The organism is Nitrosospira multiformis, assembly GCF_900103165.1.
GTDB classification, from domain to species: domain Bacteria; phylum Pseudomonadota; class Gammaproteobacteria; order Burkholderiales; family Nitrosomonadaceae; genus Nitrosospira; species Nitrosospira multiformis_D.
The window spans coordinates 1,155,520-1,169,098 of record NZ_FNKY01000001.1; the positions used below are offsets into that span (position 1 = coordinate 1,155,520).

The 13,579-nt window shown below is 52.1% G+C and carries 17 protein-coding genes and 1 tRNA gene; 14 read left to right on the top strand and 4 right to left on the bottom strand.

Annotation, left to right across the window (positions count from 1 at the left end):
- Positions 1–16 precede the first annotated feature (16 nt).
- The gene (locus tag BLR00_RS05170; protein WP_074631206.1) at positions 17–751 is read right to left on the bottom strand and encodes an ABC transporter ATP-binding protein; all 735 of its coding nucleotides are present in this window, start codon (positions 749–751) and stop codon (positions 17–19) included.
- A gap of 526 nt (positions 752–1,277) precedes the next feature.
- On the opposite strand from BLR00_RS05170, the gene BLR00_RS05175 reads away from it, so the two are divergent.
- The 9 genes from BLR00_RS05175 (at position 1,278) to BLR00_RS05215 (ending at position 8,624) form a co-directional block, all read left to right on the top strand.
- Positions 1,278–2,999, top strand: coding sequence for a tetratricopeptide repeat protein (locus BLR00_RS05175; protein WP_074631209.1), 1,722 nt, complete (start codon positions 1,278–1,280; stop codon positions 2,997–2,999).
- A gap of 5 nt (positions 3,000–3,004) precedes the next feature.
- Positions 3,005–3,703: a lipoprotein insertase outer membrane protein LolB gene (gene lolB, locus BLR00_RS05180; RefSeq protein ID WP_081346648.1), complete on the top strand. Its 699-nt coding sequence runs from the start codon at positions 3,005–3,007 to the stop codon at positions 3,701–3,703.
- 16 nt (positions 3,704–3,719) lie between these two features.
- Positions 3,720–4,568 carry a 4-(cytidine 5'-diphospho)-2-C-methyl-D-erythritol kinase gene (ispE, locus tag BLR00_RS05185; RefSeq protein WP_074631214.1) on the top strand — a complete coding sequence of 283 codons (849 nt, stop codon included), beginning with the start codon at positions 3,720–3,722 and terminating at the stop codon, positions 4,566–4,568.
- A 3-nt stretch (positions 4,569–4,571) separates the two neighbouring features.
- A tRNA-Gln gene (locus tag BLR00_RS05190) sits at positions 4,572–4,646 on the top strand.
- Between the two features lie 101 nt (positions 4,647–4,747).
- Complete coding sequence (locus BLR00_RS05195; RefSeq protein WP_074631217.1) at positions 4,748–5,698, top strand: ribose-phosphate pyrophosphokinase; 951 nt, start codon at positions 4,748–4,750, stop codon at positions 5,696–5,698.
- A gap of 57 nt (positions 5,699–5,755) precedes the next feature.
- A complete protein-coding gene (locus BLR00_RS05200; RefSeq protein WP_074631219.1) occupies positions 5,756–6,442 on the top strand; it encodes a 50S ribosomal protein L25/general stress protein Ctc in 687 nt (228 codons plus the stop codon).
- Between the two features lie 88 nt (positions 6,443–6,530).
- Positions 6,531–7,115, top strand: a complete 585-nt coding sequence (gene pth, locus BLR00_RS05205) for an aminoacyl-tRNA hydrolase (protein ID WP_074631222.1) — start codon at positions 6,531–6,533, stop codon at positions 7,113–7,115.
- A 73-nt stretch (positions 7,116–7,188) separates the two neighbouring features.
- Positions 7,189–8,280 (top strand): redox-regulated ATPase YchF, encoded by a 1,092-nt coding sequence (gene ychF / locus BLR00_RS05210; RefSeq protein ID WP_074631224.1) that lies wholly within the window; start codon positions 7,189–7,191, stop codon positions 8,278–8,280.
- An 83-nt stretch (positions 8,281–8,363) separates the two neighbouring features.
- Positions 8,364–8,624, top strand: a complete 261-nt coding sequence (locus BLR00_RS05215; RefSeq protein ID WP_074631227.1) for a hypothetical protein — start codon at positions 8,364–8,366, stop codon at positions 8,622–8,624.
- Positions 8,625–8,646: 22 nt separating this feature from the next.
- Here BLR00_RS05215 and BLR00_RS05220 read toward each other — a convergent pair whose 3' ends face one another.
- Positions 8,647–8,946 carry a hypothetical protein gene (locus BLR00_RS05220; protein ID WP_074631229.1) on the bottom strand — a complete coding sequence of 100 codons (300 nt, stop codon included), beginning with the start codon at positions 8,944–8,946 and terminating at the stop codon, positions 8,647–8,649.
- 212 nt (positions 8,947–9,158) lie between these two features.
- Between BLR00_RS05220 and BLR00_RS17165 the strand changes: the two genes are divergently transcribed.
- Positions 9,159–9,422 (top strand): TrbC/VirB2 family protein, encoded by a 264-nt coding sequence (locus BLR00_RS17165; RefSeq protein ID WP_371130397.1) that lies wholly within the window; start codon positions 9,159–9,161, stop codon positions 9,420–9,422.
- Positions 9,423–9,447: 25 nt separating this feature from the next.
- Positions 9,448–9,654 (top strand): YciI family protein, encoded by a 207-nt coding sequence (locus BLR00_RS05230; RefSeq protein WP_074631234.1) that lies wholly within the window; start codon positions 9,448–9,450, stop codon positions 9,652–9,654.
- 281 nt (positions 9,655–9,935) lie between these two features.
- Here BLR00_RS05230 and BLR00_RS05235 read toward each other — a convergent pair whose 3' ends face one another.
- The gene (locus tag BLR00_RS05235) at positions 9,936–10,406 is read right to left on the bottom strand and encodes an SRPBCC family protein (RefSeq protein ID WP_074634145.1); all 471 of its coding nucleotides are present in this window, start codon (positions 10,404–10,406) and stop codon (positions 9,936–9,938) included.
- A 757-nt stretch (positions 10,407–11,163) separates the two neighbouring features.
- On the opposite strand from BLR00_RS05235, the gene BLR00_RS05240 reads away from it, so the two are divergent.
- Genes BLR00_RS05240 through BLR00_RS05250 form a run of 3 tightly spaced genes read left to right on the top strand, consistent with a single transcriptional unit; the run spans position 11,164 to position 12,923 of the window.
- On the top strand, positions 11,164–11,844 hold the full coding sequence (locus BLR00_RS05240; RefSeq protein WP_074631237.1) for a CsgG/HfaB family protein: 681 nt from the start codon (positions 11,164–11,166) through the stop codon (positions 11,842–11,844).
- Positions 11,845–12,285 (top strand): DUF4810 domain-containing protein, encoded by a 441-nt coding sequence (locus BLR00_RS05245; RefSeq protein ID WP_081346650.1) that lies wholly within the window; start codon positions 11,845–11,847, stop codon positions 12,283–12,285.
- Positions 12,282–12,923, top strand: a complete 642-nt coding sequence (locus BLR00_RS05250; RefSeq protein WP_074631240.1) for a DUF799 domain-containing protein — start codon at positions 12,282–12,284, stop codon at positions 12,921–12,923. Before BLR00_RS05245 ends, BLR00_RS05250 begins: the two co-directional genes overlap by 4 nt.
- A gap of 349 nt (positions 12,924–13,272) precedes the next feature.
- Here the strand turns inward: BLR00_RS05250 and BLR00_RS05255 are convergent, their stop codons facing one another.
- Positions 13,273–13,470 carry a helix-turn-helix domain-containing protein gene (locus BLR00_RS05255; RefSeq protein ID WP_256324052.1) on the bottom strand — a complete coding sequence of 66 codons (198 nt, stop codon included), beginning with the start codon at positions 13,468–13,470 and terminating at the stop codon, positions 13,273–13,275.
- Between the last annotated feature and the right edge of the window lie 109 nt (positions 13,471–13,579).

A 13,579-nucleotide genomic window follows, 5' to 3' on the forward strand; every position in this document is an offset into this window, starting at 1 on the left:
GAAAACTTTTGGAATTTTACTTATTCATGGTGAACTGCATGAAGATCTCTTCCAGACTGATTCCCTTCTGCTTTAGGCCATTGACGGAGTCACTAAATACCGTGCTTCCCTTATGCATGATCTGCACCCGGTCGCACACGCTCTCAACTTCCGGCAGGAGGTGCGTCGAGAGAATGACGCTGCGCTCCGTACCCAGTTCACGGATGAGAGTACGGATTTCCCGTATCTGGTTGGGATCGAGTCCGACTGTTGGCTCATCAAGAATGATCACATCCGGATCATGAATGATAGCCTGGGCAATTCCCACACGCTGCTGATAACCTTTTGACAGCGAACCAATCAGACGCTTGCCTGTATCATTCAACCCGCAGCGTTGTACAACACTGTCCAGCGCAAAACGGATTTTTGCGTTGTTGACCCGATGCAGCCTGGCGGCAAGTTGCAAGTATTCATTGACTGTTAACTCCCGATAGAGTGGCGGTATCTCAGGTAGATAACCAATACGCGCCTTGGCATCGCGGGGTCTGTCCAGCAGATCTATTCCACAGATTTCAACGCTACCGGCGCTCGGGGCAAGATTGCCGGTGAGCATGCGCATAGTGGTGGTCTTACCCGCACCATTGGGGCCGAGAAATCCCAGAATTTCCCCATGTTTGAGCTCCAGATTGATTTCACGCACGGCGACACGGTTGCCGAAGTAGCGGGATAAGCCACGCGCGGAAATGGTTGATGAAGCGATTGGTTCAGTCATCTGAGTCCGGTGGTTTGACTGGGCGGCGTGTGCGGAAGAGCATCACTATAAACCGGAATTTGCAAACAATCGCCTCTTTCCGTATCAGGGGTGCCTTTCCTTGGGTACAAGCCTGGTCAGGCAGGTCGCCCGCAAAATACCGCCGATATGGGTTGTGGTAAAATCAGATCTCACTGCGGTACACTCCCCAGGCAATTGGCGGGTCCAACCATAACCTGCGTTGCATGCTTTGTGTTCATTCCGATTTTGCCCAGTCATGTGCCAACTCGTTTGCCGATGCGTGCTTCATGAAGGACATATTCAGAGGTTCATTAATTGTTTTCTACGTTTGTTCGCCCGGTAAATAGACTCATTTGGAACTTTGAATTTATAAGGCTGCCTATGAATGTGCGCTCCGAGCATTCTTGCTTGGCAACGTCCACTTGTGAGAAGTGTAAAATATACCTAATATGTGGGCTGTGCTGAAGGTCGATTCCGCTCTATATTTCCCTATTAGCCTTATTTTCGGACCCTGTCTTAATTTTCCATGAATCTTAAAATTCCCGGCGCATTGCTGCTGCTGTTTTTTCTTGCCGCCTGTGCGCAGATTCCAGGCAAGACCGCTCTCAATGCGAGCAAGCCGACGCAGCAAGCTGAGGCTGGACAGTCAAAATTACCTAATCAGGATTTGACCCCGCCCATCCTGTTCGATTTTTTACTGGGTGAAACGGCTTTACAGCGCGGTGATCAGGAAATCGCCACCCGCACTTATCTCAAGCTGGCGAGAAGCACCCGCGATCCACGCGTCGCCCAGCGGGCCACCGAAATCGCGCTTCATTCACGTCAAGCCGCGCCCGCGCTTGAAGCAGCAAAAATCTGGGTGGAACTCGATCCGAATTCGGTAACTGCCCGTCAGACGATTGCGGCGCTATTGGTGAATTCGGACAGACTGGATGAGGCGCGGCCCCATCTGGAGAAGCTGCTGGCATCGGAGGGGGGCAGTATCGACGAGGCTTTCATGCAATTGAATAGCCTGCTGGTACGCAATTCCAATAAAAATGCGACATTCGAATTGGTACGACAGCTTGCTCAACCTTATCCCGAGTTACCGGAGGCGCATTTTGCCGTGTCTCAGGCGGCGTGGTTTGCTAATCACTTTGATATTGCACTGGCCGAGATGAAGCAGGCTTTGGTACTTCGCCCGGAGTGGGAGATGGCGGCAATTTATCAAGGGCGGATATTGGCGCGAACTTCCAATGCCGATGCAATGGAATTTTACAAAGGCTATCTCAAAACTTATCCCAAGGCCAACGATACACGCATAACGTACGCCCGGCTATTGCTGGTCGAAAAAGATTATGTCAAGGCGCGCGAACAATTTGAAAGATTGCTGGCGGAGAATCCGGGTAACGCCGACGTCGCCCTGGCAGTGGGTTTGCTATCCATGGAGTTACGCGAGTACGATATTGCCGAGTCGAATTTCAAGAAAGCGCTGGAGCTGGACTACAGGGATCCGGGTATGGTGCGCTATTATCTCGGTGGAATATGCGAGAAAACCCAGCGTTCTGATGAGGCGATGGAGTGGTACCGCTCCGTCACCGGTGGAAGTCAATACATTCCGGCACAGATACGGTATGCCGTTCTGCTGACCAAGAAGGGAAAAGCGGATGAGGCCCTCAAGCACTTGCAGCAATTGCCGGCTACGAATAATCAGCAACGTGCCCAGTTGATAATTGCCGAATCCCAATTGTTGCGCGAGACGGGTGCCTATCAGAAAGCGTTTCAGTTGCTGAGTGATGGCCTGGAGAAGCTGCCGGATCATGTCGACCTGCTCTACGACCGTGCGTTGGCGGCAGAAAAAATCGGCAAATCCGATATCATGGAGCAGGATTTGCGCAAGCTCATACAATTGAAGCCTGATCACGCTCATGCTTATAATGCGCTGGGCTATGGCCTTGCGGAACACAGCGATCGTCTGCCGGAAGCACTGGAACTTATCGAAAAAGCTATCATGCTTTCCCCTAATGATCCCTATATCATGGATAGTCTCGGATGGGTGCATTACCGTATGGGCAACCTCAATCAGGGGCTCAGTTATCTGAGACAAGCCTTCGGAATGAATCCCGATCCGGAAATTGCTGCCCATCTCGGCGAGGTTCTCTGGGTGCAAGGAATAAAGGATGAGGCAAAAGAAATCTGGCAAACCGCACTCAAAAATAATCCCGGTAACGAGACGTTGATTAGTACCATGAAGAAATTCATGAAGTAGTACAGATGATGGGTCATGCTGGTGTAACGCCGGTGCAATCCAGATCTCGGCCATTTTCGCTTTCTAAGGAGTGGCGCGATGTTTCGTGGTGGGGCCTGATGTTATGTGTGTTGTTTCTTTTCCCTGGTTGCACCACCCCTATTCATAAACGCACCGCTGTCAGTACCATCGTCATTGAACCCATGACGGGTGCTGTGGAAGCAAAGCCGGCGGCTTTCAGGCTGGTTGGCAGAGTCTCGGTAACAGGTGGCAAAGATAGTTTTTCCGGTGGCGTACAATGGCATCATGCCGATACGAGCGATGAAATCCTTCTCCTTTCTCCGCTTGGGCAGGCTGTAGCACAGATACAACGCAATCATGAAGGCGTATATCTGACGACTTCCGAGCAGGAAACCTTTTATGCTTTTGATGTGGAAACCCTGACAGAACGGGTATTGGGCTGGCGGCTGCCGCTCATGGGTTTGCAATATTGGGTACAAAGCGTGAATTCGCCCGCGACCGTAGCCGAGGTAGATAGGGATATCGATGGGACCACTGTGGCTATGCGTCAGGATGGATGGGAGATTAGTTATTTGAGTCATTTTCCCGTGCCGGAAACACAAACCAAGCAGGCGCAAACCGCACGTCCAAAATTGTTGATGCTTAAACGTCCCGGCCTTCAAATAAAACTCATGGTGGATAGCTGGAATCCGGGTAATCAATGAAGCCAATCTTGAACTAATGACCAAGCTCGTTTGCCTCGCCCCGGCCAAACTCAATCTGTTCCTGCATGTGGTCGGGCGTAGAGAAGATGGCTATCATCTATTGCAAACGGTTTTTCGCTTCGTGGATTTTTCGGACCGGTTCAATTTTGCTTTGCGGGAAGATGGCGTGATCAAACTTCATACGCCTACTCCCGGTGTACCTGAAGATAAAGATTTGTGTGTACGCGCCGCAAAATTGCTACAGCGGGAAAGCAGCATTTCCCTGGGTGTCGATATTTTTCTGGAAAAGCGTATCCCGATGGGAGGCGGGTTGGGCGGTGGTAGTTCCGATGCGGCGACGACGCTGCTGGCACTCAACCGTTTATGGGGACTGGGCTGGAAAAGAAATCAGTTGTTGACACTTGGGCTCGGACTGGGTGCGGATGTACCTGTATTTATCTTTGGTGAAAATGCTTTTGCGGAAGGGATAGGTGAAAAGCTTTCATCCATCATGCTCCCGCCCGCGTGGTATCTCATCCTGATGCCACCTGTGCACGTATCCACCCCGCAGGTTTTTGCCAGTAAAGAATTGACACGAAACACGATTCCAATCAAAATACCGCCCTTTTCCGTCGAGCATGGGCATAACGATCTGGAGCCGGTGGTATGCCGGACTTTTCCCGAGGTAGCGCGTCATTTGGAGTGGCTCAGGCGGCTCGATAACACCCGAAAGGTGGCGATGACGGGCTCGGGCGCTTGTGTATTTGCCGAGTTTGCCACGGAGCCGGCGGCGCAATTGGCTTTGGCAAAAGTTCCGGCCGATATGACAGGTTTTATGGCGCAAGGATTGGATCGCCATCCCATGCATGATTTTGCAGAGCAGTAAATTTGGGGAGTCGCCAAGTGGTAAGGCACCGGATTTTGATTCCGGCATTCGTAGGTTCGATCCCTACCTCCCCAGCCAAGTTTTGAAGTGCCAGTTCAGTCATACAAGATATGCGAGGAGCCGCTCGTATCTCTTTTGTCCTTCAGTGCCGGTTAAGAATTTCAAATAGTCACTTGCCCATGGCCTACGATAGCTTGATGGTTTTCACCGGCAACGCCAATCCCAAGCTGGCGCAGGATGTGGTGCGGCATCTCAACATCCACGTGGGGCGTGCGACGGTGGGCCGTTTCAGCGACGGCGAGGTGATGGTGGAGATCCTCGAGAATGTCCGCGGCAAGGACGTATTTGTTTTGCAATCCACCTGTATGCCCACCAACGATACGTTGATGGAATTGCTGGTACTGGTGGATGCGCTGAAGCGGGCATCCGCGGGGCGTATCACCGCGGCAATGCCTTATTTCGGCTATGCCCGTCAGGATAGGAGGCCGCGTTCGGTACGAGTGCCGATTACCGCCAAAGTGGTGGCGAACATGCTGACCACGGTCGGGATAGACCGGCTGCTGACCATGGATTTGCATTCGGACCAGATCCAGGGATTTTTCGACATCCCGGTGGATAATATCTACAGCATGCCGATTCTGCTGGGAGACTTGTGGAAAAGCGATTATCAGAATCTGGTGGTGGTCTCGCCCGATGTAGGCGGTGTGGTGCGAGCGAGGCAGATGGCGAAACGCCTGGAATGCGATCTGGCGATCATCGACAAGCGCCGTCCCAAATTTAACGTTGCCAAGGTGATGAACATCATTGGCGAGGTGGATGGGCGCACCTGCGTCATCATGGATGACATGGTGGATACCGCCAATACATTATGTGAAGCGGCCCGTGCCTTGAAAGAGGAGGGCGCGGAAAGCGTGCTGGCTTATTGTACTCATGCGGTATTATCGGGCAAAGCGGTGGAGCGGATTGAGAATTCCTCACTCGACAAGCTGGTCGTCACCGATACTATCCCGTTGCGTGAGGATGCCAAAGCCTGCGTTCGCATTCATCAGCTGAGCGTGGCGAGCCTGCTGGCGGAAACGATGTTGAGGATCAGTAACGAGGATTCAGTGAGTTCATTGTTCATGGAGTAAGCGTTTATTAATCGGAGTCATCTGGTCGCGGATGCTCCCCATTCTGGAGAAAGCAAGATGCAAATTGAAATCAGCGCCAACAAGCGCACGTTACAGGGCAAAGGTGCGAGCCGCCGCCTGCGTGGTTCCGGCAAGGTGCCGGGCGTTATTTATGGCGGAGAAAATCCGGCGCAAGCGATTGAGCTGGATCATAACGGTCTTTATCACAAGCTCAAGCAGGAGGCTTTTCATGCCTCCATCCTGTCCATGGATCTGGATGGGGGAAAAGAGCAGGTGCTGTTGCGTGATATACAAATGCACCCGTTCAAATTGCAAGTGCTGCACATCGACTTCCAGCGTGTGGACAAGAATAAGAAGATACACATGAAAGTGCCGTTGCACTTCATTAACGCCGAGATTTCGCCAGGAGTGAAATTGTCTGGCGGTCTCGTCAGTCATGTGCTCACCGAACTGGATGTTTCCTGTTTGCCGAAAGATCTGCCCGAATTCATTACGGTTGATCTGACCGACCTTGCCGCTGGAAATACCTTGCACCTGAGCGATCTGAAACTGCCGGAAGGCGTGGAGATTCCCGCGCTGATCAAAGGCGAAAATTTGCCGGTGGCAACTATCGTCATTCCGCGTGCAGTGGCCGCCGAGGAAGCGGCCGCCCACGTGGCCGCAGGGGACATTCCGACGACCGTACAGAAGAAAGAGGGTGCTGCAAAAGAAGGCGAGAAGAAAGACGCAGGGAAAAAGAAATAGTAACTTGTCGTTTTTTCATGCAGCCCGCTGGGTTCCTCAGTTCCGGCGGGCTTTTCTTTTTAGTATGTAGCCACTTCTGTAACGTTCGATGAAGCTCATCGTCGGTCTCGGCAATCCAGGCAGAGAATATGCCGCCACGCGTCATAATGCCGGCGCCTGGTGGATATTCCGCCTGGCAGATGAATTGCGCATGACGTTAAAAGCCGAGGCGAGGTTTCATGGTTTGTGTGCGCGTACCGGTCAAGGTGATGCGGAGTTGTGGTTGCTCAATCCGCAGACGTATATGAATGCCAGCGGGAAAGCCGTTGCGGCGTTATGCCGCTATTATAAAATTCAGCCTGAACAAGTTCTCGTGGTTCATGATGAACTGGATTTGCCGCCGGGTGTTTCCAGACTGAAACTTGGTGGCGGCCTAGGCGGGCACAATGGTTTGAAGGATATCGCCGCCCACCTTGCGACCAAGGATTTCTGGCGCCTGCGCATTGGCATTGGCCATCCCGGCGACAGAAATGCCGTGGTAAATTATGTGCTGCAGCCGCCGCGCAAGGAAGAAACCCCGCTGATAGACGAAGCGATCCATCGCAGCCTGGAAGTCTGGCCGCTTATTGCGGAAGGCAATTGCCAGGCGGCCATGCTGAAGCTGCATACAAAAGTAATCAAAGATGATATGTAAGGAAGGTGTACATCTCATTTTTCCCCTCCAGCCACTTGTGGCCCGAATCCATCATCTATAACTCAAAAAACTTATGAGCCTGAAATGCGGTATCGTGGGTCTGCCCAATGTAGGAAAATCCACACTGTTTAACGCGCTGACCAAGGCGGGTATCTCGGCAGAAAACTATCCTTTTTGTACCATCGAGCCGAATATCGGTATCGTCGAAGTGCCGGATCAGCGCTTATCCAAACTCAGTGCAATCGTCAACCCGCAAAAGGTGCAGCCCGCCATCGTCGAGTTCGTCGATATCGCCGGCCTTGTCGCGGGTGCATCCAAGGGGGAAGGGCTGGGAAATAAATTCCTTGCCACCATTCGTGAAACCGATGGCATCGTCAATATGGTGCGTTGTTTCGTCAATGACAACGTCGTGCATGTCAGCGGCAACGTGGACCCGATTTCGGACATCGAGACTATACAGACCGAGCTGGCCCTGGCCGATCTGGCGACAGTGGAAAAGGGATTGCAACGCGAAACCAAGCTGGCCAAGTCCGGCAACAAGGAGGCGATCAAGTTGGTGGCGCTGCTCGAAAAGACACGGGCTCACCTTGATCAGGGCAATCCCGCCAGAAGCCTGGGGTTGGATGAGGAGCAACAGCAATTACTGAAGCCGCTCTGCCTGCTGACCGGCAAACCCGCTATTTATGTCGCCAACGTTGACGAAAAAGGTTTCACCGGAAATCCGCTGTTGGCACGCGTGCAGGAATACGCCGCGCAGGAGGGCGCGCCGGTGGTGGCGATCTGTGCAGCCCTGGAAGCGGAAATCGCGGAAATGCCGGACGAGGACAAGCAGGTCTTTCTGGCCGATATGAATCTGGAAGAACCGGGGCTGAATCGGCTGGTTCGTGCCGCCTACCAGCTACTCGGGCTGCAAACCTATTTTACCGCCGGCGTGAAGGAGGTGCGTGCCTGGACCATATCCAGGGGCGATACCGCTCCGCAGGCAGCCGCCGTGATTCATACCGATTTCGAGAAAGGTTTCATCCGCGCTGAAGTCATTGCTTATGACGACTTCATCGCTTGCAGAGGTGAACAGGGCGCGAAGGAAGCAGGCAAGATGCGGCTGGAAGGCAAGGAATATGTGGTCAAGGATGGTGACGTGATGCATTTCCGATTCAACGTCTAGTTGGATTGCTCCGCACCTCAACGAACAACGAAATTCCCATATATCTTGAAAAGGTCAGGTTTTCTAGCCTCCATACATCCGCGTTGATCAAGCTCGTCGCGGTGGTCGGCGCTTTACACTTGCGGAAGCGCGGGAGGAAGAGAATTTGCGAACGCTTCGGCATCACCATACAACGCACGGTGCAGGAGCTTAATGGTAAGGCGTGGTTGGAACTGGATGAGGAAACACCCATGGCCTGGCAAGTGATGAGTTCCCTGTCTTTTGGGGAGCGGGTGGAAAGCTTGGTGCAACTGCGAGAAGCGATCAGCTATCATGCCGCCATTCGGATGGATTGGCTGGTGTAGCCGCCGTTCGCCAGAGTATCGTTCAGCGAGGGAATGAGATCTTCGTCCATTCGCCGCAGAAATCCGCTTCGTCATAACTACCTTGATCGAAGAGTGAGTAGAGCATAAGCTTGAGAATAAAGCAAGGTTGCGGCAATTGACCCGCCTTATAGCCTGTGTGGTAGCGGCCGGGCTTAGGATCGGTATGCGTTGTGATCTCATCGTCATAGTCGCGTGAAGCTCCCCAGGTCAGTATCAGGTGACACCCAACTCCCGAGGCGCCGCCAACAAAGGTACCCATGATGGTGCCGGAAGCACATTCCTGGACGACGGCGTCGGACATTTCAGGTCTCCTTATGCAGCACTCGGGTAATCTGGCTTCACGGCAAGATGACCGCTGCCCATCTTCAGGACATAATTAATCAGATTAAACGCATGGCTTCTGGTTTTGTTCTTTTTCTACAACAGAGCCAGAATAAGGAATAATAATGAGAGCAATCATACATACTTATAGGGGGACAAATGATAGTCAAACATGATTCTGTATGCCTTGCCATGATTGTTCTGACAATTTCTTGTTTAACTCTGGTTGCTGGCCCGGTGCTTGCTGCATCGACTGCCGGTACGCCATGGGAAACTCCGAATGAAAATTGGTGCCAAGTCACCTCCTTCTGGTCGGGTTGGATTCTTTTGATGGGTGTCGTAATTAGTGGCCTTACCTTGATATTTGACAGTGTAACCTCTCGGCGTATCCGCCTTGTCACAATCGGAGCTTGCGGACTTGCGTTGGCTAACATGATTACTTGTTTATTCCTCTAACCTAAGGCGACTACTGGGTGACAGATTGGCCGTCACCCATGGTCCTTTCATCGAGTCGAAAGAAGTGCTCAGCGGCTACTGGATGATCGAAGTGAAGTCCAAACAAGACGCCGTCGACTGGATGAAGCGCTGTCCGGCGCAGGAGGGCGATGTGATCGAGATCCGCCAGGTATTTGAAATTTCAGACCTCCCGGCCGAGGTTCAGCAAGCCGGTCAGGGCCGGCATAATTAGCGGGCGTGAATAGAGGAAGTAGCTGCTTTACTGCTTTTCGCACTAGTAGTCTTCAGCAAAGCAGAAAGGCAGAAACGTCCCTTCGTTTTTACGAGGAGCCATGGCGGCTTAAGCGCCTTTTCTATTTCCTCAGGTTTGAGATCGCGGTTGTGGGTTGCCAGCATCCATTGATACCTGCCACGATACCAAGCGCCGCATAATAAGCAAGGTAAACAAGGCCTGACGGGTGTCCGGTTCGCGGTAATAGAAAGTATGGCATTACGTACTAAATCCACGACCGGCTAGTGTGGACGAAGCGAATCCCTTTTCCTCCTGATTATTTCATTTCGCATTTTGTTGAATTGCTCCCGCATTTCATGTTCGATGAACACTTTTCCCACTATCTCAGGAATCCAGATCTTCGGGGTGGCATCAGTACGATGAATCACGCGAGTTTGTCCGCCGTCCTCAATCAGATGGGTGGTCCCTTCCAATTTGCGCATGTTGCCACTGATCAGACTCGTCCGTATTTTATGGTAAGGGATCAATCTTACTTCCCGTGTTGATTCGAATGGAAAGTTAATAGGACCGTACGTAGCAGCGCCGCGCTGGAAAATCGTGAATGAGTCTGCAGAAGTACTGACCACCCGGCTTTCCTTCAAGTTGGAGACAAAATCAGCCATACGGTTGAAGTCGATGAGTACGTCCCAGACCTCCTGCCGGGTTGCTCGAACAGCAAAATTAAGGTCAATGATAATATTTTCTCCGGCCATGTTCACCTGAACTTCAATGTCCCTACCCTCCAGCGAATCCGCTGACGACCATGCCGTAAACAGCATTGACCATCCAAATAGCAAGAAGGAAGCGTTTCTCATTGGCACACTCAAAAGCTGTATTTGGCTTACTTATTGTGGAATGGAAAGAAAATCTGAGTCTGCTATAAAATTATTAACAGATCATCGGGTCTATGCGCCGCAGTTTCATGAATCCAAATTATGCCGGTGACTGGCACGAGCTGCCAGTGGTTAGCTAATGCCGGGAAAAGATGGTTCCATGTGGCAGGGAGGATGGCAACTACCAAACGCAAAGGCCGCGATTGGCTTGCAGACTCAGGCGGGTATAATTCCCGCCAGCCCCAAGCCAAGGCGACCCTTGACGATCTGATTATATGCGCCAAACACATCTGCTCGCAACCATTCACGATCATGGCCAGACGATAACACCCATAACCTCTTAAGAGATGTACCTCAGTGCAAGAGTCATTCGTGTAAGATTCTGTAAGTCATGATGCAGTCGAAGGTATGTCCGTTACAACTCCTTAGATAACACGAATGGGCTGCCAAACGGGATCGGTGCGAGGTTGACGCTGGAAATTAACATTCCTGGAAGATCCGGAGCTGTTGGCTGATAGGATACTTGGACCTCTTTTCATAATAGGAATGTGACACTAAGAAAATTCCAACTTCAAAGAAGTCATTACCTTTTTACATCATTTGAACAATCCGCTGCTCAATCACCTAGAGTCCTCATATGAACAAAGCAATATTGATCCTCTGCGCAACACTCATATTAGCCGCCTGCGCCAGCCCTAGCCGCACTGTCCAGGAAGGTGTCAAAGATCCGGGACCTCGCGTGGTGGCGAATCCCTTGCCGGCAGCGGAGAGAATGACGCTAGGAATAGCCCGCTTCACCAATGAATCGATTTATGGCAGCGGCCTCTTTACGGATGCTTCCGGCGACCGTATCGGCAAGCAGGCAGCCGATCTCCTGGCACGACACCTGATGGCCACCCAGCGTTTCAATGTGGTCGAGCGGCAGGATATCGGAAAGCTCGCGGCCGAAGCCGATCTCATGGGTTTGAGCAAAGAACAATTCAAGGAGAATCTGAAGGGCGTGGATGCCCTGATCATGGGATCTGTTGCCGAACTGGGACGGGATACCACTGGCAATACCTGGCTTCTCGGCAAGAGCAAAACCCAGCGCGCCCGGGCGCGTGTGGTCCTCAGACTGGTTGATCCCAAGACTGGCCAAGTGTTTTATACACAGGAAGGTTCGGGAGAAGCTGACTTGTCATCCAGCAGTACGTTCGGGTTTGGGGGTGCCACCGGGTTCGACTCGACGCTGGAAGGCAAAGCCATCGATGCCGCAATTGTTAACATGATGCACAGCGTCATGACGACACTGGACTCGCGCCGCAACGTCAAACAATAGATGGCCATGGAGATCAGGCAGCCTCGCCTCACGGCCACGGCGAGGCAGGCGTTTTTCAACTGCTTCATGAGTGTGCTTGCATGCATGATGGTGGGTTGCGCCACGCCATCGATTTACTACTGGGGGAATTTTGAAGACAGTCTCCACAATCGCTACATAACCCAGGACCAGGCACAAGCCGACGTCTACCTGTTTGAAACCATTAGGACCGCAGAGCAACAGAACTTGAGAGTTCCGCCCGGCGCCTATGCTGATTATGGTTTTCTGCTATTCAAACGGGGTGATCGGGAGGGAGCCATCGCCTACTTCGAGAAAGAAAAACGGCTCTTTCCCGAATCCAGCGCCTTCATGACCAAGTTGATCGAACGCGTCAAACAAAAGGATGCTGAGACCAAGGAAAAAGGAAAACCCCAAGACAATGCGGGAGGAGCCCAGCCATGAGAAGCAGCGTAATCGCGGCAGTGTGCATCTTCGGCCTGCTTTCAGGCTGCGCGGTACAATCCGCAAAACCCGACTTGGCAGCAATTCATACTTACAAACCCCGCTCGATACTGGTCGTGCCGGTACTCAACGACACCACTGAGATTAGCGCTTCGCCGGTTTTTATCTCGACCATCACCCGGCCTTTGGCCGAGCGCGGTTATTATGTTTTTCCTGTTTATTTGACTGAACTCGTCCTGCGAGATTTCGGATTAGCCGAAGCCGGACATATTCATCAACTCGATACTCGACGTTTATATGAACTATTTGGCGCGGACGCAGCGCTATTCGTTACCATCAAGGACTGGAGCAGCAAGTATATTGTGGTCGCCTCGACGGTCACTGTCGAGATGGACTATGTACTGAAGGATACCCGGACCGGCACGACATTGTGGCAAGCGACTGAGCAGGTGTCTCAGGGTTCCGGCGATGCCGGAGGGGGATTGATAGGAATGGCCGTTGCTGCGGCAATGAATGCCATGGTGACGGACTATCAGCCACTGGCGCGGCGGGCGAATAACCAGGTTTTTCTACCGCCCAAAGGATTACCGGCGGGCCCTTATCATGAGGAGTATGGAAGAGATCAGGACAAATTTTAGACGAGAAGAACCCTGGTAACGCCAACTCTGGGAAGGGGAATTCGGCTGGGTCACAGGCCCAATATCTACACCTGCTAGCAGGCATTAATGACAGATTCGCTCAAATGGTGTCGCCGTCAGTCGCGTAATTCTAGCCGCTTCATTGGGATATGTACTGTTCAGTGCAACGAAAGCATGGATTTGCCGAGGAAGGGTTCATATCCATTACTTCCTTGACGACTGATGGAGGATGAAGCTTAAAAACCGATGATTGAGTGTAGCAGCTATTACATCGCCTGAAGTAATTCCAGACGCGTTCCATAATACCCAGCAGATGGCTTGGGTACCCAAACTTTGACAGGCTAGGACGCTATAGCATGTTTTCGAAATTCATCAGCTCTGATGCCGGTACATTAAGAGTTTCGGCCAACCGACAAATATTGAGCAATGCGATATTTCGCTGCCCGCGCTCAATCCCGCCTAGGTAGCTGCGGGCCAGTCCACTTTCAAGAGCGAGCTGTTCCTGCGACCAGCCGCGTTTTTTGCGTGACTTTGTATTCCTGGACACTAGCTGTGTGGTTTCTTTCTGCTGGATATCGGCCCACTCTTGGAGTGGAGACCTAAGCTATTGGATGGAGCCAGCCTTCGGGGCGCGTCCAGGCAATAGTGATCCAACT

Excerpts from the sequence above, each read along its gene's own strand:
- BLR00_RS05170 (WP_074631206.1), bottom strand. The coding sequence starts at position 751 with ATGACTGAACCAATCGCTTCATCAACCATTTCCGCGCGTGGCTTATCC.
- BLR00_RS05175 (WP_074631209.1), top strand. The coding sequence starts at position 1,278 with ATGAATCTTAAAATTCCCGGCGCATTGCTGCTGCTGTTTTTTCTTGCC.
- lolB (WP_081346648.1), top strand. The coding sequence starts at position 3,005 with ATGATGGGTCATGCTGGTGTAACGCCGGTGCAATCCAGATCTCGGCCA.
- ispE (WP_074631214.1), top strand. The coding sequence starts at position 3,720 with ATGACCAAGCTCGTTTGCCTCGCCCCGGCCAAACTCAATCTGTTCCTG.
- BLR00_RS05195 (WP_074631217.1), top strand. The coding sequence starts at position 4,748 with ATGGCCTACGATAGCTTGATGGTTTTCACCGGCAACGCCAATCCCAAG.
- BLR00_RS05200 (WP_074631219.1), top strand. The coding sequence starts at position 5,756 with ATGCAAATTGAAATCAGCGCCAACAAGCGCACGTTACAGGGCAAAGGT.
- pth (WP_074631222.1), top strand. The coding sequence starts at position 6,531 with ATGAAGCTCATCGTCGGTCTCGGCAATCCAGGCAGAGAATATGCCGCC.
- ychF (WP_074631224.1), top strand. The coding sequence starts at position 7,189 with ATGAGCCTGAAATGCGGTATCGTGGGTCTGCCCAATGTAGGAAAATCC.
- BLR00_RS05220 (WP_074631229.1), bottom strand. The coding sequence starts at position 8,946 with ATGTCCGACGCCGTCGTCCAGGAATGTGCTTCCGGCACCATCATGGGT.
- BLR00_RS17165 (WP_371130397.1), top strand. The coding sequence starts at position 9,159 with ATGATTGTTCTGACAATTTCTTGTTTAACTCTGGTTGCTGGCCCGGTG.
- BLR00_RS05235 (WP_074634145.1), bottom strand. The coding sequence starts at position 10,406 with ATGGCCGGAGAAAATATTATCATTGACCTTAATTTTGCTGTTCGAGCA.
- BLR00_RS05240 (WP_074631237.1), top strand. The coding sequence starts at position 11,164 with ATGAACAAAGCAATATTGATCCTCTGCGCAACACTCATATTAGCCGCC.
- BLR00_RS05245 (WP_081346650.1), top strand. The coding sequence starts at position 11,845 with ATGGCCATGGAGATCAGGCAGCCTCGCCTCACGGCCACGGCGAGGCAG.
- BLR00_RS05250 (WP_074631240.1), top strand. The coding sequence starts at position 12,282 with ATGAGAAGCAGCGTAATCGCGGCAGTGTGCATCTTCGGCCTGCTTTCA.